The following is a 15,949-nucleotide window of genomic DNA, read 5'->3' as shown; positions in this document are numbered from 1 at the left end:
CGGTTGATTCCGTGCAGCGCACCCCGGTCACGTGCGCCTGCCAATCCTCCTGATGGCCAAGATCTTTTGACCCTCTTCTGCGTCGCTCGTCTCTGATCGGCCAGCGTCAGGCTGCGGGCGCCACCTTATGCGTTCAAACCACAGCCGGTGAGCCGTTATTCGCGTCAAGTGCCTGCTCTGTATAAAGCCGCGTTGACGCGCAACCACGATTGCAGCAATCGCAAATCGGCTTAAGCCGAGCCAGTTCCGCCGTACCGCGGCTAACACCGGTCGGCGGCGCATACCGTGCGCACCCACGCCTTGAAGGGGAAGCTCATGTTCGCGCGAGCACCGCAATTCACCACTGCCACAGTCACAGTCGACAATCACCTCAAACTCCCAGCCATGGCCGGGGAGGGATAGCGATGGATTTCGCAGCATTACCACCAGAAATCAATTCCGGACGCATGTATTCGGGCCCCGGTGCGGGATCGTTTTTGGCCGCCACGATGGCGTGGGACGCGCTGGCCGGCGACCTGTACACAGCGGCGACCGCATACGGCTCAGTGATCTCGACACTCGCCTGCCAGTGGGCAGGCCTCGCCTCGACGGCGATGACCGAAGCAGCGACGCCCTATGTCACGTGGCTGAGCACCACCGCCGGTCAGGCTGTGCAGGCCGCCAACCATGCGCAGGCCGCTGCTGGAGCTTACGAGGCGGCGTTCGCTGCGACGGTTCCGCCGCCGCTGATCGCCGAAAATCGCGCACGAGTTCTGCTGCTGGTCGCCACCAACGTCCTCGGGCAGAACAGCCCAACCATCGCAACCACCGAGGCCGAGTACGAACTGATGTGGGCTCAAGATGCCGTCGCAATGTACAGCTACGCCGCATCTTCGGCGGCCGCTGCGAGCCTGACTCCGTTTTTTTCGCCCCCGACGACGACCGATCCAGCGGGTGTGGCCATCCAGGGCGCCGCTGTCACCCACACAACGGGCAACTCGGTCGGGCTGCAGGCGCAAGAAGTGATGTCGACCGGCTCCCAAGTGATCACTACGGTTCCCCAGACACTGCAGGAGCTCGCCACAGCGCCGGCATCCACTTCGGCCACCCCCACACCCGCGTCACTGTCGGGGGCGATGTCGAAACTGGGCAGCCTTGTGGAAACACCGGCAAAGATCGCCATGCATCCCCTCAATTTCCTCAATTCCGCACTGTCGTTGTCGAGAAACGTAGCCGCGCCCGCGACGGCCGTGTCTGCGAAATCATCGCTGGCCCAACGGATCGGCTCCGGAGCGCAGGCAATGGGGCTGGCGGGGGTCGCCGGCACCGGCACCGCGATGCGCTCGGACATTGGCCGCGGAATCTCGATCGGTGCGCTATCGGTGCCGAACACCTGGGCAAGCGCCCCGATAGCAAGCCCTGTTTCCGCCGAGTTGCCAAGCGCCAGTTGGCACTCCGCTCCGATAGCTGGACATGTGAGCAGTGCGCCGACGGGTCTGCCCTTTATCCCAATGACGAATTCCACTGGGCGTGGGGTCGGTGACGCGGCCTCCCGGTTCGAACTGCGTCCAACGGTGGTTTCCCGAACACCGGCGGGCGGGTGAGAGCCGTGAGAGTGCGGATCCTCGGGCTGTTCAAGCAACGAAAAATCGACGATGTCGTCACGACCCATATCAACTCACGAGTCGACCCAGGGGGACACCAGTCATCGCGGATGGCGCGGTTGCTTGACTTTCCCACCGCGACAACGGCAGCTGAAACAGCGATACCTCTCATCCTGTTCATGAATTGGGACGTCGTTGCTGACGAAGATCGCCGCAGAAGCACCGACGATGGGCGAGGGCGAACTAAATCCCGCCGGTTTCCGCGAGCCGTGAACTTCGTTCTGCCGCAACGACGTCGGATGACGCGCCGATGACGAGGGAGCTGAATATTGCGACACAACTCGGAGCGAGCGCACGCTGGTCGATTATGGCCATCTCGTTGGGAATAACGGCGAGCTCCTTCCTCTTCATCAACGGCATCGCCTTTTTGATCCCCTCACTACAGAGCGCTCAAGGGATTCCACTGACCGAGGCCAGTCTGCTGTCGTCGATGCCGAGCTGCGGCATGGTCGTCACGCTGGTTCTTTGGGGCTACGTGCTAGACCGAGTCGGCGAGCGGATCGTGCTGACGCTGGGTTCGGCACTGACCGCCACGGCCGCCTATGCCGCGGCGTCGGCGCAGTCGATGGTGTTGGTCGGTGCCTATCTATTCCTCGGTGGCATGGCCGCCGCCAGCTGCAATACCGCTGGCGGCCGATTGGTATCCGCGTGGTTTCCGCCCCACCAGCGCGGTCTGGCGATGGGTATCCGCCAGACCGCGCAACCCCTGGGTATCGCCTTGGGCGCGCTGGTCATTCCGGAGCTGTCCGAGCGCGGCCCGCACGCGGGGCTCATGTTTCCGGCCCTGGTATGCGCGGTGGCGGCCATCGCCGGAGCGATAGGCATAGTCGACCCGCCCCGCAAGTCTCGAAACGCAGCCACCGAGCAGGAGCTGGCCAACCCATATCGTAAATCGTTGGCGCTGTGGCGAATCCACGCAGTAGCGGGCCTGCTGATGATGCCGCAGACGATCACCGTGACCTTCATGCTGGTCTGGCTGACCAAATACCACCACTGGTCGATCGCAGCGGCCGGTGGCCTAGTCACTCTCTCTCAATTGCTCGGCGCTGTAGGCCGCATCGCGGTGGGGCGTTGGTCGGATCACGTCGGCTCGCGAATGCGCCCGGTCCGCATCATCGCCGTCGCCGCGACCTTAGCCCTGTTTCTGCGCGCCCTTACCGACGGCACTGCCTCAGGCTTCGCAGTGCCGCTGATGGTCGCGGTATCGGTGATTGCGGTGCTCGACAACGGTCTGGAGGCGACCGCGATCACCGAGTTCGCCGGTCCGTTCTGGAGCGGACGCGCGCTGGGCTTGCACAACACCACTCAGCGACTGATGGCCGCAACCGGACCTCCACTCTTCGGCGCGGCGATCGCCGCCGCCGCATTTCCGCCGGCGTGGGCGGTGTGCGGTTTGTTCCCGCTGCTGGCAATACCATTGGTGCCGGTCGGGCTGGTACCGCGGGGCTTGGAAACGAAAGCGCGACACCTAGCCGAAGCACCATCGGGCGGCGTCCGGTGACTCGTGGTCCACAATTCCGAGTTTCGTAGGCGCCCGTCGCGCCTTCATCCTCACAGCCGTACCGGACGAGGATGTTTCTGGCGGACGACCTCGCCGACGCGATCGTGGCGGATTCGTAGCCACAGGAAAGAAGGCAGCGCATTGGGACTATCGCAGTGGCCAGGGGCGGGATCGAACCGCCGACCTTCCGCTTTTCAGGCGGACGCTCGTACCGACTGAGCTACCTGGCCGGAAGGCAGCGAGTGCCTCGCCGCGCTGGCGACCCTGACGGGACTCGAACCCGCGACCTCCGCCGTGACAGGGCGGCGCGCTAACCAACTGCGCCACAGGGCCTTGCTGCTGCTCCGCGTCACCGCGTTGCGTACCCCCAACGGGATTCGAACCCGTGCTACCGCCGTGAAAGGGCGGCGTCCTAGGCCACTAGACGATGGGGGCCAGAACCGAATCACTCCGGGGTACCCGCAACGTGGTTTCGTTGGGAGCCACGTCAGCTTAGGTCACGGTGTGCCCAATCCTCAAACGAGCCGCGTTTTCGGTCCAAGTATCCTGAATCTCCTCAGCCCCTATAGCTCAGTTGGTAGAGCTACGGACTTTTAATCCGCAGGTCCTAGGTTCGAGTCCTAGTGGGGGCACCACACCGCGCATGGCCCTGGCTGTGCGCGCACTGATGACGGCTCATCGCCCGAGCACCGCGCTGCTGTAGGTGACATCGGCGAAGGCCGCGGCGACGTCGTCGTCGGCGTAGACGAATCCGTTGGCCGCATGCAACTCCGCAATGGTTTGCGACGAGGTCTGCCAGCCGCGCCGGTTCAGGTGGTCGACAATGTGGCTGCGCTGCCCGTGGTAGACGAGATCGTTGAAGTCGATCTCGAACCCGAGTTCGCTCATCCGGTCGTGGTGGGCGCGCCACCGCGGGTCGGCGAAAACGGCAGTGTCAGGCACGAATTCGAAGGCGAGACGGCTGCCGGGTGCACTCAGCGTCGTGATGTTGTCGAACAGCGCGTCTTGGGCTTCGTCGGGCAGGTAGACCACCAGCCCTTCGGCGCTCCATGCCGAGGACGCCTGCGGATCGAATCCGGCCGCCTGCAGGGCCGAGGCCCAATCATCGCGCAGGTCGATGCCCACGGTGCGCCGCTCGGCGGTCGGCTCGGCTCCCAGGTCGCCCAGCGTCAGGGTCTTGAATTCGATCACCTCTGGCATGTCGACCTCGTAGACGACCGTCCCCGCCGGCCAGGGCAGCCGGTAGGCGCGGGAATCGAGGCCCGAGGCAAGGATCACCACCTGCCCGATGCCGCTGCGGGTCGCGTCCAGAAAGAACTGGTCGTAGAACCGGGTTCGGCAGGCCATGCCCTGCGCCATTCGCTGCGGATCGAACTCCGTGTTCCCGCCGGCCGCGATTTCGCCGTTCACCAGCCGGACGTAGACGTCGATCCCGACCGACTGCACCAACGGTGCGGCATACGGGTCGTCGATCAACTTTGCTTCGGAAGACAGCGCCCGCTGAGCGGCCACCATGGTCGCCGTCGCCCCGACGCTTGTCGCAAGATCCCAACGATCACGTTCGGTGCGCGCCATCGTGCCCCCTTTAACCGGGTCAGGAAAAACATAGACAATCTAGTTAGTATCACAGGGTCGCATCCCGGCCCGCGGGACTACTCTCCGAGTCATCTGCTCCCCGTTTACACCGGAGGACCCGTGACCGATTTCGCACAGCGGACGATCGAGCTGGCTCGCCGAAACGTGACAGCGGGCGGTCGCCCGTTCGCGACGGTGATCGTCCAGGACGGCGAGGTGCTGGCCGAGAGCGCCAACAAGGTGGCCCAGACGAACGATCCCACCGCCCACGCGGAGATCCTCGCCATCCGCGAGGCCTGTATGAAGCTGGGCACCGAGCATCTCGTCGACGCCACTATCTACGTGCTGGCACACCCATGCCCGATGTGCCTGGGCTCGCTGTACTACTGCTCACCCAAGGAAGTCGTCTTTCTGACCACCCGGGAAAGCTACGAGCAGTACTACCTGGATAACCGCAAATACTTCGAGTTGTCCACGTTCTACGACGAATTCGCGAAGCACTGGGACCAGCGGCGCCTGCCCATGCGCTACGAGCCCCACGACGACGCCGTGGGCGTCTACCGGCTCTGGAACGAGCGCAATGGCGGCCGCCAGTCGACGGCCGTCCCGTCGGCCTGAATCGCGTCCTTGGCAGCCGGCCCAGCCTTCGCTACTATTTGCGTATGCATGCAGATAGCGGCAAAGGCCGGCTGCCCGACGACCAGGCGAGCCTGGTGGTCGAGGTTTTCCGGATGCTGGCCGACGCCACCCGCGTGCAGGTGCTCTGGTCGTTGACCGATCGGGAGATGTCGGTCAACGAACTCGCCGAGCACGTGGGCAAGCCGGCGCCGTCGGTTTCCCAGCACCTCGCGAAGTTGCGGATGGCACGCCTGGTCCGCACCCGCCGGGAGGGCACGACGATCTTCTACAGCCTGGAAAACGACCACATCCGTCAGCTCGTCATCGACGCGGTTTTCAACGCCGAGCACGCCGGCCCCGGGGTTCCCGGTCACCACCGCGGCGACCGCGGGCTGACGGCCGTCGCTGCGTCGTCCCGCCCGCCGAACCGGCAGCGCAGCGCCGGCCGCTGAGCGAGCAGCAGCCCAACGCATTTCACCCAAGGAGAGAACACCGATGAGCGAACAGCACACCCACGACGCGCCACACGCGCACGAACACCAGCACGGCGACGTCACCCACGCCCATACGCACACCGCCCACGAGCATGACCACGTTGAGCACGAACACTCACACGCTCACGCCGACGGGACCGAACACACCCATCAGCACGTGCATCAGGCGGGCCTGGAAGAAGTTCACGGTCACGCCCACACCTAGCGCGACCGGCGCCTGGTGGCTCAGGAGACCATCGGGCAGTAATGCTTGGGGTTGCCGCGCTCGTCTTCGGGCGGCAGGTTGCGCGCGGGCGTCTGCACCAGTGGCGTATCGATCGGGATCCGCCCGCTGGCCCGGTCCAGGCCGGCGCGGGCCCGCGGGTGCTTGCGGAATCTGCTGGGCACCAGGGCGAACACGCCACGCACGAGGTCACCGAAGCGCCGATGCAACCACTCGTCGCGCCGTGACCACCGGTAGCCCATCAGCTCGCGCACCGGCGGGTCGTACAGGCCGACGGTCACCCAGAGGAAAAACGGCGCCAGCAGTTTGCGCTGCGCGGCCCACAACACGTCCGGGATCCATTGCGCGAACGGGGGTTTCGGTAGCTCGGTCAGATCCAGCACGGCCCGGGCCGCCCAGTTGCTCTCCAGCACGTTGCGGCACATGTGGTCCCAGTAGACCTGGAATTCCTCCCACGACTTCGGCACTGGCCGCATGCTCATGCCGTACATCCGATACCACTCGACGTGTTCGTCGAACAACTGACGCTTCTGCGCCTCGGTGATCCCGCCGCAGAATCGCTCGGCCACATGGATGGTGCCCATAAAGAAGGTGGAGTGCGCCCAATAGAAGACGTCGGGGTTCAACGCGTGGTAGCGCCGGCCCTGTTCGTCGACCCCCTTGATGTCGGTGTGATAGTCGCGGACCTCGGCACCGGTGACCGGCGCGCGGTCCCCGTCGAAGACGACTCCCCCGATCGGATACAACGAGCGCAGCAGACGCGGCCAGCGCTCACGGAAGAATGTGGAGTGATCGATGACCGCGGCGCCCAGTTGCGGGTGCATGTTCTGCATCGATCCCGCCCACGGACCCTGCAGCATGCCCCGCCAGTCCCCGAAATATCGCCAGGTCAGCGAATCGGGGCCCAGCGGCGCGGGCGGCGCGTCGTAGCCCGCAGGCGATACCGGACAGCCGTTCGGGACACCGTTGGGCGCATCGGTCGGCCCCGCCGAAATCGACTGCTCAGGGGTGTCGACGACACCCGTGGGCGCGACGTCGCTGGTCAGAGGGTGCGATGCGGACGTATCTTGAGTCACTAGTGGGTCCCTGTGGGTGTCTTGACGATTTTTGACTACAACCGTTGTCAAACTAGAGCTTAGGAGCGATGTGCAGACGGGTCAACGACGGGGGCGCTGGACCGGCGTCCCCTTGGAGAATCGCCTCGCGCTTCGCCGTGACGACCTCATCAGCGCCGGCGTGCAGTTGCTCGGCAGTCCCGGCGGACCGGCGCTGACCGTGCGCGCGGTATGCCGCGAGGCCGCGCTGACCGAACGCTACTTCTACGAAAGCTTCGCCGACCGTGACGAATTCGTGCGCGCGGTCTACGACGATGTCTGCGCGCGCGCAATGAACACCCTGACCTCGGCGACGACCCCGCGCGAGGCCGTCGAGCGATTCGTCGAGCTGATGGTCGACGACCCGGTCCGCGGTCGCGTGCTGCTGCTGGCGCCGGCGGTGGAGCCGATTCTGACCCGCTCCGGTGCGGAATGGATGCCCAACTTCATCGATCTGCTGCAGCGCAAACTGTCCCGGATCGGCGATGCCGTGCTGCAGAAGATGATCGCCACCAGCCTGGTGGGCGGGCTGTCGAGCCTGTTCACCGCCTACCTGAACGGGCAGCTGGGCGCCAGTCGCAAACAATTCATCGATTACTGCGTCAACATGCTGTACATCTCGGCCGCGCCGTACGTTCCGGCCGGCGAACTCGGCAAGTCGCAATAACGCGTTTTCATTCGCGCGGCATTGGCAAGCCGTACAACTAGACCTATAAACCGTGCCAGCTCGAAACCGGCATCAAAACGTCACCTGGCGCGCCGCACGAGGAACTTGATGCTACTGAAGTACACAGATATATTGACTGCTACCCATCGACACAGATAACTGGAGGCCGTATGTCAGCCGGGCTGACCGACTTACAGCTGCTGCACGAACTCGAGCCGTTCGTCGAGAAATACCTGAACCGGCACGAGAGCATGCACAAGAACTGGAACCCGCACGACTACATCCCGTGGTCGGACGGCAAGAACTACTACGCGCTCGGTGGGCAGGACTGGGAGCCAGGCCAGTCACAGCTGTCTGACCTCGCCCAGGTGGCGATGGTGCAGAACCTGATGACCGAGGACAACCTCCCGTCGTATCACCGCGAGATCGCGATGAACTTCGGCATGGACGGCGCATGGGGACAGTGGGTCAACCGGTGGACCGCCGAGGAAAACCGGCACGGAATCGCACTGCGCGACTACCTTGTGGTGACCCGCGCGGTGGACCCGGTCGAGCTGGAGAAGCTGCGCATCGAGGTCGTGAACCGTGGCTTCAGCCCGGGCCAGAACCAGCAGATTCGAGCCGATCTGTTCGCCGAGAGCCTGTTCGATTCGGTCATCTACGTCACATTCCAGGAGCTGGCCACCCGGATTTCGCACCGCAACACCGGTAAGGCCTGCAACGAGGCGATCGCCGACCAGTTGCTCGCCAAGATCTCGGCCGACGAAAACCTGCACATGATCTTCTACCGCGATGTCAGCGACGCCGGTTTCGAGGCTGCGCCGAATCAGGCGATGAGGTCGCTGCACAAGGTGCTGCGCAACTTCCAGATGCCGGGCTACCAGGTGCCCGAGTTCCGCCGCAAGGCCGTCGTCATCGCCGTCGGCGGCGTGTACGACCCGCGCATCCACCTCGATGACGTCGTGATGCCGGTGCTCAAGAAATGGCGCATCTTCGAGCGTGAGGACTTCACCGGCGAGGCGGCCGCGATGCGCGACGATCTCGCCCTGCTGATCAAGGAACTCGAAGAGTCCTGCGAGAAGTTCGAGATATCGAAACAGCGCCAACTGGAGCGCGAAGCCCGTACCGGCAAGAGGACCACCGCGTTCGAGCTGCATCAGACCGCGGGCAAGCTGGTCATGAGCCGGCGGTAACCAAGCGGTGCGCATCGGTTCCATCGCGCTCGCCAGCCCGGTGGTCTTGGCGCCGATGGCGGGCGTCACAAACGTCGCGTTCCGGACACTGTGCCGTGAACTGGAGCAATCCAAGGTCGGCACCATCAGTGGGCTCTACGTCTGCGAGATGGTGACCGCGCGTGCGCTCGTCGAGCGTCATCCGGTCACCATGCACATGACCACGTTCTCCCCCGACGAGTCGCCTCGTTCGCTGCAGCTCTACACCGTCGACCCCGCGACCACCTACGCGGCCGCCAAGATGATCGCCGACGAAGGCTTGGCCGATCACATCGACATGAATTTCGGCTGCCCGGTGCCCAAGGTGACCAAGCGCGGCGGCGGGTCGGCGCTGCCCTACAAACGGCGACTGTTCGGCCAGATCGTTGCCGCGGCCGTGCGCGGCACCGAGGGCACCCAGATACCGGTGACCGTAAAGTTCCGCATCGGTATCGACGACGAGCACCACACGCACCTCGACGCCGGCCGCATCGCCGAAGCCGAAGGGGCCGCCGCCGTGGCACTGCATGCCCGGACGGCCGCGCAACGCTACTCCGGCACCGCCGACTGGGACGAGATCGCCCGGCTCAAACAGCATGTGCAGACGATCCCGGTGCTCGGCAACGGCGACATCTATGAGGCCAGCGACGCGCTGACGATGATGGCCACCACCGGATGCGACGGCGTCGTCATCGGCCGCGGCTGCCTGGGCCGGCCCTGGCTTTTCGCCGAGTTGTCGGCCGCATTCACCGGCAGCCCGCCGCCCACGCCACCCACCCTGGGCGAGGTCGCCGACATCGTCCGACGGCACGGTCAGCTGCTGGCCGCGCACTTCGGCGAGGACAAGGGCATGCGCGACATCCGCAAGCACATCGCCTGGTACCTGCACGGCTTTCCGGCCGGTTCCGAGCTGCGCCGCGCGCTGGCGATGGTCAAGACGCTCGACGAGCTGGATTCTCTGCTCGACCGGCTGGACGGCACTGTGCCGTTCCCGGACGAGGCGACGGGCCCCCGCGGCCGGCAGGGTTCACCGGCACGGGTGGTGCTCCCGGAAGGGTGGCTGACCGACCCTGACGACTGCACAGTGCCGGCGGGCGCCGACGTCATGCACTCCGGGGGCTGAGCTCCCGGCTCGAAATCGCGTCTGGACCGATAACTCAGTACGATGTGGGCTTTGTTGCATGCGCTTGGGTAGCGGATGGATTCCGCGCCGCTGCACGAGGGTGACAAGAAATGGTTGGCACGAGCCGCAGCGCTCACAATCCAGCGTTGCGCTGGGGTATTACGCACACACACGCTGACGTCTGCATCAGAGCTTCGGAGGCCGGTAGGACATGAGTGACGCCGAGAACGACGCCACTCGTAATGGTCGGCACGGCCCGGGCGGGGCGCACGCCCGCCCGATCGCGCCGGGCCCGACGATGTCGGGCGCCGCTCCCTGGGAGCGATTCTTCGAGCCCCCGGCCGACGACAGCCTCCACCGCTGGCAGCCGGAGACCGCGATCGAGCCCGTAGAGCCGTACGAGGACGACAACAAACGGGGCGGATGCCACACCGGAGGTGGCGTCAGCGTCGCCGACCTGATCGCCAAGATCGGTGCCCCCGACCGGCCCGTTCACCGCCGCGCCGCCCCGGAGGATCCGCAGGTCGAGCCGTCCGGGACCGAGCAGGGCCTGCCGATCGAGCTGCAGAAGACACAGGTGATCGACGACCTGGCCTACTCCCTGGACGCGGCCGCCGAACTTCGCGCCCTCGAGGCCGCCGATTATCCGAACGACGACGGCCCAGACGACTCGGTTGCCGACTCCTTCGACACCACCGCTGAGGAACCCAAACACCGGCGCCGTCCGCTGCTGCTGGCCGCGCGGTCGACGGCAGCCCTGGCCGCCGTCCTGGCCCTGGCGATGACCGGCGGGGCGTGGCAGTGGAGCACGTCGAAAAACGCCCGGCTGAACACGATCAGCGCGCTCGACCAGAACTCCAGCGACATCCGCGACCCGGGTGGACAGTACGGCGACGAGGACTTCTTGATCGTCGGTCTCGACTCGCGCTTGGGCGACAACGCCAACATGGGTGCCGGTACCACCGACGACGCCGACGGCGAACGCTCGGACACGGTCATGCTGGTCAACATTCCGGCCAACCGTAAACGAGTGGTGGCGGTGTCATTCCCCCGCGACCTGGCGATCACCCCGATGCAATGCGAAGCGTGGAACCCCCAAACCGGCAAGTACGGACCCCTTTACGACCCGAAGACCAAGACCTACGGCCCGAAGACGATCTACACCGAGACCAAACTGAACTCGGCGTTCGCCTTCGGCGGGCCGAAGTGTCTGGTGAAGGAAATCCAGAAGCTGTCCGGCCTGAACATCAACCGCTTCATCGCCGTCGACTTCTCCGGCTTCGCGAAAATGGTCGACGCCCTCGGCGGCGTTGAGGTCTGCTCGAGCACGCCGCTGCACGACTACGAGTTGGGCACTGTTCTCGAACATGGTGGACGCCAGGTCCTCGACGGCTCCACCGCCTTGAACTACGTCCGGGCACGCCAGGTCACCACCGAGGTCAACGGCGACTACGGCCGGATCAAACGCCAGCAGTTGTTCTTGTCATCGCTGCTGCGGTCATTGATCTCCGAAGACACGCTGCTGGATCTCAACAAGCTCAACAACGTCGTCAACATGTTCATCAGCGACACCGTCGTCGACAACGTGCAGTCCAGGGACCTGGTCCAACTCGGTCAGTCATTGCAGGGCATGGCGGCCGGGCACGTCACGTTCGTCACCGTGCCGACCGGCGTGACCGACGAGAACGGCGACGAGCCGCCGCGGATGGCCGATGTGCGGGCGCTGTTCGACGCCGTCATCAACGACGACCCGCTGCCCGAGGAGAACGACCAGAACGCGCAGAATTTGAGTACCTCCCCGACGAAGGGGCCGTCGAAGGCGCCTACCACCAAGAAGTCGCCGACACCCACGGCGGAGGCGCAACACGAGCAGATCACCACGACCTCGCCCGGCGGTGTGACGGTGCGGGTTTCCAACGCGACCACGCAAAGCGGTCTGGCAGCCACCGCGACCACCCAGCTCAAGCGGGACGGCTTCAACGTGATGTCACCCGACGATTACCCGAGTTCGGTGAGCGCGACCACCGTGCTGTTCTCGCCGGGCAACGAAGAGGCCGCCGCCACCGTCGCATCCTCGTTCGGCAGCGCAAAAGTCCAGCGGGTGTCCGGTTACGGGCAGGTCGTGCAGGTAGTCCTGGGTCCCGACTTCAAGTCGGTCACCACCCCTTCGCCCAGCGGCTCGTCGATGAACCTGCAAATCGAACGCGGCTCCAGCAATGCACCGGCCAAGTTGCCCGAAGACCTGACCGTCACCAACGCGGCCGACACCACCTGCGAGTAACCGCTTTTCACGGCGCTCCGCGGCCCGTTTCGGGCGGCGAGACCGTACGCTTGGTGATATGCGGACCGCCTACCACGAGCAGCTCGCGGAGCTATCCGAGCGCCTCGGCGAGATGTGCGGCTTGGCAGGAATGGCGATGGAGCGGGCCACCCAGGCACTGCTGCAAGCCGACTTGGTGCTAGCCGAACAAGTCATCTCCGATCATGAAGCCATCGCCGCGCTCAGCGCGCAGGCCGAAGAAAGCGCCTTCGTACTGCTGGCATTACAGGCACCGGTGGCCGGAGATCTGCGCGCCATTGTCAGTGCCATCCAGATGGTGGCCGACATCGACCGGATGGGCGCGCTGGCGCTGCACGTCGCCAAGATAGCCCGTCGGCGGCATCCCCAGCACGCGTTGCCCGAGGAGGTCAACGGCTATTTCGCCGAAATGGGCAGCATCGCAGTCGAATTGGGCAATAGCGCCCAAGAGGTGGTGCTGTCGCGCGACCCGGAGAAGGCCGCCCGTATTCGCGAAGAAGACGACGCCATGGACGATCTGCACCGGCATCTGTTCTCGGTACTCATGGACCGTGAATGGAAGCACGGCGTCGCGGCGGCAGTCGACGTGACGTTGCTCGGCCGGTTCTACGAGCGTTTCGCCGACCACGCGGTCGAGGTGGCCCGGCGGGTCATCTTCCAGGCGACCGGCAGATTGCCCGAGGAAGAAGCCAAACCCGCCTCGCAGTAAGCGAACAGCCGCCCCGCGGCGTCGGCCTAGCCGAAGCGGCCGGAAATGTAGTCCTCGGTCGCCTTCTGGCTCGGGTTGGAAAAGATCTTCTCTGTGTCGTCGACTTCGATCAGCCGCCCCGGTTTTCCGACCGCTTCCAGGTTGAAAAACGCCGTGTAGTCGCTGACCCGCGCCGCCTGCTGCATGTTGTGAGTGACGATGACGATGGTGTAGTCCTGCTTCAGTTCACTGATCAGCTCTTCGATGGCCATCGTCGAGATCGGGTCCAGCGCGGAGCACGGCTCGTCCATGAGCAGCACATCGGGTTGCACGGCGATGGCCCGCGCGATGCACAAGCGCTGCTGCTGCCCGCCGGACAAGCCACCGCCAGGCCTGTCCAATCGGTTCTTGACCTCGTCCCACAGGTTCGCCCCGCGGAGCGAATACTCGGCCGTCTCATCGAGCACCTTGCGGTTGCGCACCCCCTGCAGCTTCAGGCCGGCCACCACGTTGTCGCGAATCGACATGGCGGGGAACGGGTTCGGCCGCTGGAACACCATCCCGATGGCCCGGCGTACGCCGACCGGGTCGACCCCGGCGCCGTAGATGTCTTCGTCGTCGAGGAGCACGCTGCCCTCGACGCGTCCGCCGGGCACCACCTCGTGCATCCGGTTGAGCGTGCGCAGCACCGTCGTCTTGCCGCAACCCGACGGGCCGATGAACGCCGTCACGCTGCGGGGCAGAACCGACAGCGTCACATCCCCGACCGCGTGAAACGTGCCGTAGTAGATGTTGACGCCCTTGAGGTCCAACCGTTTGGCCACTTAGTGCTCCTGCCTATGACTTTCTGGCACCCAGAAATTTCGCTACCACTCGGGCCGCGATGTTGATGGTGGCGATCACCAGGATGAGGGTTAGTGCGGCACCCCACAACCGATCCGTGGGGATGGGGTTGATACTCGCGCCGGCCGTCGTCTGGTTGAACATCATGCCAGGCAGCGTCCCCATGAACCCGCTGAAGATATTGAAATTCATCGATTGTGCGTAACCGACGAGGATCAGCAGCGGCGCCGTCTCTCCCATCACTCTGGCCGTCGCCAGCAGTATGCCGGTGACGATGCCGGACAGGCCGGTGGGGATGACCACCCGGGCAATGGTTTTCCACTTGGTGATGCCCAGCGCGTAACTGGCCTCGCGAAGATCCATCGGGACGATCCGCAGCATCTCCTCGGTGGCGCGCACGATCACCGGCAGCATCAGCAAGACCAGCGCCAGCGATACCGCGAATTCCGACCGCGGAAGTCCCAGCGTGGCCACGCATAACGCATAGATGAACAGCGCCGCAACGATTGACGGCACACCGCTCAGGATGTCCACCATGAACGAGGCCAATCTGCCCAGCGCGGTGCCGCCGCCGTACTCGACCAGATAGATCGCGACCATCAGTCCGAGCGGGACGGAGATGGCGGCGCATACCAATCCCTGCAGCACCGTGCCGACCAGCGCGTGGTACGCGCCACCACCCGTCACGAATGCGGTCATCCCCGCTTGCGAGTGTGACCACCACACGGTCGACGCGATCGCCTTGACCCCTTTGACGACCACCGACCACAGCACCATCACCAACGGGGTTACCGCGACCAGCAGCGACAGTGAAACCAGCAGGCTCGCAATGAGATTCGTGGTACGGCGGCGCCGGCTGACCGGTGAGAACGTGCGCGGCTTGAGCGGGCGGTCCAACATCGAGGTCATCGGGCGCCCTTTCGCCCCGCCCGGGCGACGGCACCCCGCGCCAAGGCGTCGACTACGAAGGTGAGCACGAAGAGCGTCAGTCCCGCGGCGATGTACGCGCCGGCCTTGTAACGATCTTCGAACTCGGCCGCGGCCCCGGCGATTTTGGTCGCGAAGGTGGAGCCCCCGTCGAACAGCGACCAGCCGAACGCTGACTGGGTGCCCCGCAGGATGATCAGCATCGCCACCGTCTCGCCCAGGGCGCGGCCCAGCCCCAGCATCGAGCCGCTGACGTAGCCCGACCGCCCGAAGGGCAGCGTGACCGTCTTGACGACTTCCCAACGGGTGGCACCGAGCGCCAGCACGGCCTCGATCTGGTCCTGCGGTGTCTGGACGAACACTTCGCGCGTGACGGCGGTGATGATCGGCAGGATCATCACCGCCAAGACGATTCCACCCGTGAAGATGGTCCCCCCGCCGGCCGGCGACGCGTTGCCGTCGGCGAACAGAAAACACCAGCCGAGGCAGCGATTGAGCCAGGTGGCGACCGGGCGCAGCTGCGGCGCCAGCACATATAGACCCCACGCTCCGTAGATGATCGAAGGCACCGCGGCCAGCAGATCAACCGAGTAGGCCAGCGGTGTGGCGACCCGCCGCGGCGCGTACTGCGTGATGAAGATGGCCACGCCCAGCGCGACCGGCATGGCCAGGATCAACGCGAACAGTGACACGAACACGGTGACCGGCACCAGGCTGGCGATGCCGAAGTGCATCGCCGAGGTGTCGGTGGTGGTCCATGTGCCGCCGTAAGTGAAGAAGTTCTCCCGATTGCGGTGCAGCGCCGGTATGGCGCGGCCGAGCAAAAAGGCGGCGATCGCGGCGATCACGACGATGATGAGCACGCCCGACGACTGCGCGACCCAGCGGAAAATCCGGTCCGCGACATGCGGCCGCCCCTGTCCCCAGGGGCTGATGGGCGCCGCCTGCGACTCCGGATACGGCGCGGCGACCACCGCACCCGAACCCGCGTCGATGGGATTTGGCCCTGAAAAACCCGTCACTGTGATCCCGTCACAGTCCTG

General features: G+C 65.2%; 15 protein-coding genes and 4 tRNA genes. 11 read left to right on the top strand and 8 right to left on the bottom strand.

Going from position 1 to position 15,949, the window contains the following annotated elements; translation table 11 throughout:
• The first annotated feature begins 404 nt into the window (after positions 1-404).
• Together A5782_RS19660 and A5782_RS19655 are read left to right on the top strand one after the other, a co-directional pair.
• Positions 405-1,583: a PPE family protein gene (locus tag A5782_RS19660; protein WP_067103716.1), complete on the top strand. Its 1,179-nt coding sequence runs from the start codon at positions 405-407 to the stop codon at positions 1,581-1,583.
• A gap of 310 nt (positions 1,584-1,893) precedes the next feature.
• Positions 1,894-3,144 (top strand): MFS transporter, encoded by a 1,251-nt coding sequence (locus tag A5782_RS19655; protein WP_067103714.1) that lies wholly within the window; start codon positions 1,894-1,896, stop codon positions 3,142-3,144.
• A gap of 156 nt (positions 3,145-3,300) precedes the next feature.
• Here A5782_RS19655 and A5782_RS19650 read toward each other — a convergent pair.
• The 3 genes from A5782_RS19650 to A5782_RS19640 form a co-directional block, all read right to left on the bottom strand.
• Positions 3,301-3,374 (bottom strand) — tRNA-Phe (locus A5782_RS19650).
• A 26-nt stretch (positions 3,375-3,400) separates the two neighbouring features.
• A tRNA-Asp gene (locus tag A5782_RS19645) sits at positions 3,401-3,477 on the bottom strand.
• Between the two features lie 29 nt (positions 3,478-3,506).
• A tRNA-Glu gene (locus A5782_RS19640) sits at positions 3,507-3,579 on the bottom strand.
• Positions 3,580-3,703: 124 nt separating this feature from the next.
• Here A5782_RS19640 and A5782_RS19635 point away from each other — a divergent pair.
• Positions 3,704-3,779 (top strand) — tRNA-Lys (locus tag A5782_RS19635).
• A gap of 40 nt (positions 3,780-3,819) precedes the next feature.
• Here A5782_RS19635 and A5782_RS19630 read toward each other — a convergent pair.
• Positions 3,820-4,719: a class I SAM-dependent methyltransferase gene (locus A5782_RS19630; protein WP_067103711.1), complete on the bottom strand. Its 900-nt coding sequence runs from the start codon at positions 4,717-4,719 to the stop codon at positions 3,820-3,822.
• A 120-nt stretch (positions 4,720-4,839) separates the two neighbouring features.
• Between A5782_RS19630 and A5782_RS19625 the strand changes: the two genes are divergently transcribed.
• Genes A5782_RS19625 through A5782_RS25755 form a run of 3 tightly spaced genes read left to right on the top strand, consistent with a single transcriptional unit; the run spans position 4,840 to position 6,036 of the window.
• Positions 4,840-5,337 carry a nucleoside deaminase gene (locus A5782_RS19625; protein WP_067103709.1) on the top strand — a complete coding sequence of 166 codons (498 nt, stop codon included), beginning with the start codon at positions 4,840-4,842 and terminating at the stop codon, positions 5,335-5,337.
• 44 nt (positions 5,338-5,381) lie between these two features.
• The gene (locus A5782_RS19620; RefSeq protein ID WP_067103706.1) at positions 5,382-5,789 is read left to right on the top strand and encodes a metalloregulator ArsR/SmtB family transcription factor; all 408 of its coding nucleotides are present in this window, start codon (positions 5,382-5,384) and stop codon (positions 5,787-5,789) included.
• A 43-nt stretch (positions 5,790-5,832) separates the two neighbouring features.
• The gene (locus tag A5782_RS25755) at positions 5,833-6,036 is read left to right on the top strand and encodes a zinc transporter Slc39a7 (protein ID WP_082943014.1); all 204 of its coding nucleotides are present in this window, start codon (positions 5,833-5,835) and stop codon (positions 6,034-6,036) included.
• Between the two features lie 20 nt (positions 6,037-6,056).
• On the opposite strand, the gene A5782_RS19610 is transcribed toward A5782_RS25755, so the two are convergent.
• The gene (locus A5782_RS19610; protein ID WP_067103704.1) at positions 6,057-7,130 is read right to left on the bottom strand and encodes an oxygenase MpaB family protein; all 1,074 of its coding nucleotides are present in this window, start codon (positions 7,128-7,130) and stop codon (positions 6,057-6,059) included.
• Positions 7,131-7,200: 70 nt separating this feature from the next.
• On the opposite strand from A5782_RS19610, the gene A5782_RS19605 reads away from it, so the two are divergent.
• The 5 genes from A5782_RS19605 (at position 7,201) to phoU (ending at position 13,157) form a co-directional block, all read left to right on the top strand.
• Entirely contained in the window at positions 7,201-7,815 is a 615-nt protein-coding gene (locus A5782_RS19605) for a TetR/AcrR family transcriptional regulator (protein ID WP_156624030.1), read from the top strand.
• 170 nt (positions 7,816-7,985) lie between these two features.
• Positions 7,986-9,008, top strand: a complete 1,023-nt coding sequence (locus A5782_RS19600; protein WP_067103699.1) for an acyl-ACP desaturase — start codon at positions 7,986-7,988, stop codon at positions 9,006-9,008.
• Positions 9,009-9,015: 7 nt separating this feature from the next.
• On the top strand, positions 9,016-10,149 hold the full coding sequence (dusB, locus tag A5782_RS19595; protein ID WP_067103697.1) for a tRNA dihydrouridine synthase DusB: 1,134 nt from the start codon (positions 9,016-9,018) through the stop codon (positions 10,147-10,149).
• Between the two features lie 211 nt (positions 10,150-10,360).
• On the top strand, positions 10,361-12,430 hold the full coding sequence (locus tag A5782_RS19590; protein WP_067103695.1) for an LCP family protein: 2,070 nt from the start codon (positions 10,361-10,363) through the stop codon (positions 12,428-12,430).
• Positions 12,431-12,488: 58 nt separating this feature from the next.
• Positions 12,489-13,157, top strand: a complete 669-nt coding sequence (gene phoU, locus A5782_RS19585; protein ID WP_067103693.1) for a phosphate signaling complex protein PhoU — start codon at positions 12,489-12,491, stop codon at positions 13,155-13,157.
• Positions 13,158-13,183: 26 nt separating this feature from the next.
• Here the strand turns inward: phoU and pstB are convergent, their stop codons facing one another.
• From pstB to pstC, 3 genes are read right to left on the bottom strand one after another with little or no spacing between them, the layout of a single operon-like run.
• Positions 13,184-13,960 (bottom strand): phosphate ABC transporter ATP-binding protein PstB, encoded by a 777-nt coding sequence (pstB, locus tag A5782_RS19580; protein WP_067103690.1) that lies wholly within the window; start codon positions 13,958-13,960, stop codon positions 13,184-13,186.
• A 13-nt stretch (positions 13,961-13,973) separates the two neighbouring features.
• On the bottom strand, positions 13,974-14,888 hold the full coding sequence (gene pstA, locus A5782_RS19575) for a phosphate ABC transporter permease PstA (RefSeq protein ID WP_067103688.1): 915 nt from the start codon (positions 14,886-14,888) through the stop codon (positions 13,974-13,976).
• Positions 14,885-15,928, bottom strand: a complete 1,044-nt coding sequence (pstC, locus tag A5782_RS19570; RefSeq protein ID WP_067103686.1) for a phosphate ABC transporter permease subunit PstC — start codon at positions 15,926-15,928, stop codon at positions 14,885-14,887. Before pstC ends, pstA begins: the two co-directional genes overlap by 4 nt.
• Positions 15,929-15,949: the final 21 nt, after the last annotated feature.

The sequence above is a fragment of the Mycobacterium sp. 852002-40037_SCH5390672 genome, assembly GCF_001665875.1.
In the GTDB taxonomy this organism is placed as follows: Bacteria; Actinomycetota; Actinomycetes; order Mycobacteriales; family Mycobacteriaceae; genus Mycobacterium.
The sequence above is the reverse complement of the archived record's forward strand: the minus strand, read 5'-3'. Positions and strand labels throughout refer to the sequence as shown.

Coding starts and splice junctions, on each gene's coding strand:
- A5782_RS19660 (WP_067103716.1), top strand. CDS start 405: ATGGATTTCGCAGCATTACCACCAGAAATCAATTCCGGACGCATGTAT.
- A5782_RS19655 (WP_067103714.1), top strand. CDS start 1,894: ATGACGAGGGAGCTGAATATTGCGACACAACTCGGAGCGAGCGCACGC.
- A5782_RS19630 (WP_067103711.1), bottom strand. CDS start 4,719: ATGGCGCGCACCGAACGTGATCGTTGGGATCTTGCGACAAGCGTCGGG.
- A5782_RS19620 (WP_067103706.1), top strand. CDS start 5,382: ATGCATGCAGATAGCGGCAAAGGCCGGCTGCCCGACGACCAGGCGAGC.
- A5782_RS25755 (WP_082943014.1), top strand. CDS start 5,833: ATGAGCGAACAGCACACCCACGACGCGCCACACGCGCACGAACACCAG.
- A5782_RS19600 (WP_067103699.1), top strand. CDS start 7,986: ATGTCAGCCGGGCTGACCGACTTACAGCTGCTGCACGAACTCGAGCCG.
- A5782_RS19590 (WP_067103695.1), top strand. CDS start 10,361: ATGAGTGACGCCGAGAACGACGCCACTCGTAATGGTCGGCACGGCCCG.
- phoU (WP_067103693.1), top strand. CDS start 12,489: ATGCGGACCGCCTACCACGAGCAGCTCGCGGAGCTATCCGAGCGCCTC.
- pstA (WP_067103688.1), bottom strand. CDS start 14,888: ATGACCTCGATGTTGGACCGCCCGCTCAAGCCGCGCACGTTCTCACCG.